This is a genomic window from Streptomyces sp. NPDC001709, from assembly GCF_053596375.1.
The window spans coordinates 1-4,501 of the sequence record NZ_JBSFGB010000121.1; the positions used below are offsets into that span (position 1 = coordinate 1).

2 protein-coding genes are annotated in these 4,501 nt (G+C 71.0%); both read left to right on the forward strand.

Annotation, left to right across the window (positions count from 1 at the left end):
* The first annotated feature begins 9 nt into the window (after nt 1–9).
* Nucleotides 10–3,213: an SDR family NAD(P)-dependent oxidoreductase gene (locus ACWC0C_RS48030; protein WP_450871505.1), complete on the forward strand. Its 3,204-nt coding sequence runs from the start codon at nt 10–12 to the stop codon at nt 3,211–3,213.
* 14 nt (nt 3,214–3,227) lie between these two features.
* On the forward strand, nt 3,228–4,501 hold a 1,274-nt coding region (locus ACWC0C_RS48035), incomplete at its 3' end, for a type I polyketide synthase (protein WP_450871504.1).

The following is a 4,501-nucleotide window of genomic DNA, read 5'->3' on the forward strand; positions in this document are numbered from 1 at the left end:
TCGCCGCGTATGGAGCCGATGCTTGATGAGTTCCGTGCCGTGGCGGAGCGGCTGACCTACGCCGAGCCGCGTATCCCGGTCGTGTCGAATGTGTCGGGCGAGGTGGTGTCGGGGTTCGATGCGGATTACTGGGTGCGGCATGTGCGGCAGGCGGTGCGTTTCGCTGATGGTGTGCGGACGTTGTGGGATCTCGGGGTACGCCGGTTCCTGGAGCTGGGTCCGGATGCGGTGCTGACGGCGATGGCCCGGCAGTGCGTGGAGGACGACGAGAACGAGGCCGAGGCAGCGTTCGTCCCCGCGTTGCGGGCCAAGCACGGCGAGGCGGAGACGTTCGCGGGCTTCCTGGGCCGGGCCCACACCACCGGCGTCGCAGTCGACTGGAACGTCTTCTTCGCGGGTACCGGCGCGAAGCGCGTCGACCTGCCCACCTACGCCTTCCAACGCGAGAACTACTGGCTCCCGCGCAAGACCGGTCTAGGCGACCCCTCGGCTGTCGGCATGGACCGCATGCGGCACCCCGTCCTGGCGGCGGCCGTACAGGTTGGGGACCGCGACGAGTGGGTGTTCACCGGCAGCATGTCCCAGGAGACGCAGCCGTGGACCCGCGACCACATGGTGTTCGGGATTGTGCTGGTGCCCGGTGCCGCCATGGTCGAGATGGCGTTGACCATCGGCAGGCGGCTGGGCTGCGATGTCGTGGACGAACTGGTTGTCGCCGCGCCGCTGGTCCTCGAGGATGACGTCACGCGGCAGATCCGGGTGACCGTCAGCCCGGCCGGTGAGGACGGGCGCCGGGAGATCGCCTTCTTCTCCCGGATCGAGGCGAGCGAGGACGAGGTCACCGAGCTGACCTGCCACGCTCGCGGTTGGCTCTCCGTCAAGGCCGAGCCCCTGGAGCCGCTGCCGGCGCCCTGGCCGCCCGTGGACGCCGAGCCGCTGCCCGTGTCCGAGCTGTACACGCTGCTCAACCGGAACGCCCACCTCACCGACGTGGGCTTCGACTACGGCCCGGCCTTCCGCGCCGTACAGTCCGCCTGGCGCCGTGGCGACGAGGTTCTCACCGAGCTGGCGCTGCCCGAAGTGGCCGGCTCGGCGGACGGGTTCGCCATTCACCCGGCGATGTTCGACTCCGCCCTGCACGGCGGTCTCGGCATGCTCGACATGGGGGAGGAGAACCCCAGCGGACTGCCGTTCTCCTGGTCCGGCGTGCAACTGGAGCGCTTCGGCCTGACCCGGATCCGGGTGCGGATCACGCTGCCGGACCCGACCTCCCTGCGACTCGACATCGCGGGCGAGGACGGCATGCCGCTGGCCTGCCTGCGGCGGCTCGACGTCCGCCCGGTGGAGCAGGGGCACCTGGAGGCCGCGCGACGGGACGGCGATCGGCATCTCTACGAGATGGACTGGGTGCCTGTGCAGGCCGTTACGGCGCGGACCGCCGGAGTCGTCGCACTCGGCGCGGTCGGCGGATCGGTGGACCGGTTCGCCGATCTGACGGCGCTGGAGAAGGCCGTGGCCGACGGCGCGACTGTGCCCGAGGTGGTGCTGGCCTCGATCGTCACCCCGGATGGGGACGCGGCAGTAGCTGCCCGGCACGCCGCCGCCGAGGCTCTGGGGCTGGTGCAGCGGTGGTTGGCCGGTGAGCGGCTGGGTGAGGCCCGGTTGGTGGTGGTGACCCGGGGTGCGGTGTGCGCCGTCGACGGTGAGAGCCCGGATGTTGCCCAGGCGGGGGTGTGGGGTCTGCTGCGCAGCGCCCAGTCCGAGCATCCCGGTCGGTTCCTGCTGGTGGATGTGGATGGTGAGGAGCCGGACTGGGGTGCGGTGCTGGGTGCGGATGAGCCCCAACTCGCCGTGCGTGGCGGTGTGTTGTTGGCACCGAGGCTGTCGCGTGCTGCTTCCGGTGAGTCGGTGACTGTGCTCGATCCCGAGGGCACTGTGGTGGTCACCGGTGGTACGGGGGGTCTGGGTGCGGTGTTCGCCCGGCACCTCGCGACCGCGCACGGCGTACGTCATCTGCTACTGCTGAGCCGGCGTGGTCTGGAGGCTGACGGTGCTGCCGAGCTGGTGGCGGAGCTGAAGGGCCTCGGCTGCGAGGCCCGGGTCGTCGCGTGCGACGTGTCCGACCGGGATCAACTGGCCGCTGCGCTCGGCTCGATCGAGCGACCGCTGACGGCGGTGGTGCATGCGGCCGGTGTGCTCGACGACGGTGTGATCGAGTCCTTGTCGCCCGAGCAGATCGGGCGGGTGATGCGGCCGAAGGTGGATGCGGCCTGGCATCTGCACGAGTTGACGGCCGACGCCGACCTGGCGGCGTTCGTGTTGTTCTCGTCGGTGGCGGCGTTGATCGGCAGCCCTGGTCAGGGCAACTACGCGGCGGCGAACGCGGCGTTGGACGCTCTGGCGGGGCTCCGTCGGGCGGCGGGTCTCCCGGCCGTCTCGCTGGCGTGGGGTCTGTGGTCGGGCACTGCGGGCATGGCGGGGCAGTTGGGTTCGGCGGAGTTGGCGCGTTTGGAGCGGATGGGAGCCAAGCCGTTGACGTCCGAGCTGGGGCTGGGCCTGTTCGACCAGGCCCTCGCTTCGGAGGCGGCGCTGCTGGCGCCGGCCTGGCTGGACACCGGGGTGCTGCGGGCTCAGGCCCGGGCCGGGACCATCCCGGCCGTACTCCGCGGGCTGGCACCCGTTCCGGCGCGGCGCGTGGACACCACGACCGTGTCTCTGCGTGATCGCCTGGCCGGAGTCGCCGCGGAGGATCGTGAGCACATCGTTCTGGACCTGGTCCGCACCCAGGTGGCGGCCGTACTCGGGCATGCATCGGCCGCGGCCATCGAACCCGAGCGGGCCTTCCAGGAGATCGGCTTCGACTCGCTCGGCGCCGTCGAACTGCGCAACCGGCTCACCCAGACCACCGGCATGCGGCTGCCCGCCACGCTGGTTTTCGACTACCCCACGCCTGCGGAGATCGCGCGTCTGCTGCTGGCCGAGTTCGGCAGCGTCGCCGCCGAACCACCCATCGAAAAGGAACTGAACAAGCTGGAAGACATGCTTGCCGCGGTCGCCGAGAACGACCGGCGCCATGTGGCCGAACGCCTGCGCCACCTGCTGTCCGTCGTCGCCGACGACGAGGAGGCGGAGAGCACGGCCGAGCGCATCGAAGCGGCCACAACCATGGACGAGGTCTTCCAGATGATCGACGCCGAGTTCGGCGAAGCGTGACAGGGGGCGGGGAAATGGCAGAGAACACCGATCAGCAGGAAAAGATCGCCCGGTATCTCAAGAAGATGGCGAGCGACCTCAACCAGGCCCGCGCACGCCTTCGCGAGTACGAGTCCCGCGACGGGGAACCCCTTGCGATCGTCGGCATGAGCTGCCGGTACCCGGGCGGGGTGACCTCGCCGGAGGAACTGTGGGAGCTCGTGGCCACCGGGCGCGACGCCATCGGCCCGTTCCCGACCGACCGGGGCTGGGACCTGGAGCGGCTCTACGACCCCGACCCCGACCGGCTCGGCACCGTGTACGCCAGGGAAGGCGGTTTCATCGACGGGGCCGCCGAGTTCGACGCCGACTTCTTCGGGATCAGCCCGCGCGAGGCCACCGCCATGGACCCGCAGCAACGCCTGCTGCTGGAGGCGGCCTGGGAGGCCCTGGAGGACGCGGGCATCGACCCCAACGGCCTGCGCGGCAGCGACACCGGTGTCTTCTGCGGCGTCGGCCCGTCCGACTACGCCGCCATGCCCGCCGGAGCCCTGCCCCAGATCGAGGGCTTCCGCCTGACCGGTTCCACCACCAGTGTGGTGTCCGGCCGCGTGGCCTACAGCCTCGGGCTGGAGGGCCCGGCCGTGTCCGTCGACACGGCCTGCTCGGCCTCCGCCGTCGCCCTGCACCTGGCGGCGACCGCGCTGCGCGCCGGCGAGTGCTCCCTCGCGCTCGCCGGTGGTGTCACCGTGCTGTCCGGGCCGTTCCTGCACATGGAGTTCAGCCGTCAGCGCGGCCTGGCTCCCGACGGCCGGTGCAAGGCGTACGCGGCGTCGGCGGACGGGACCGGATTCTCCGACGGTCTGGGCCTGGTCGTACTGGAGCGCCTGTCGGACGCCAAGCGCAACGAGCGGCGGATCCTCGGTCTGGTCCGGGGCAGTGCCGTGAACCAGGACGGCGCGAGTAACGGTCTTACGGCCCCGAACGGTCCGTCGCAGGAGCGAGTGATCCGGCAGGCGCTCGCCAACGCCAAGCTCTCACCGGCCGAGGTGGACGCGGTCGAGGGCCACGGCACGGGCACCAAGCTCGGCGACCCGATCGAGGCGCAGGCGTTGCTGGCGACGTACGGCCGGGAGCGGGACGGCGACCCGCTGTGGCTGGGGTCGATCAAGTCCAACATCGGTCACACCTCGACCGCAGCAGGCGTCGCCGGCGTGATCAAGATGGTGATGGCGATGCGGCACGGGGTGCTGCCGCCGACCTTGCACGTGGATGAGCCGTCGCCGCATGTGGAGTGGGAGTCGGGTGC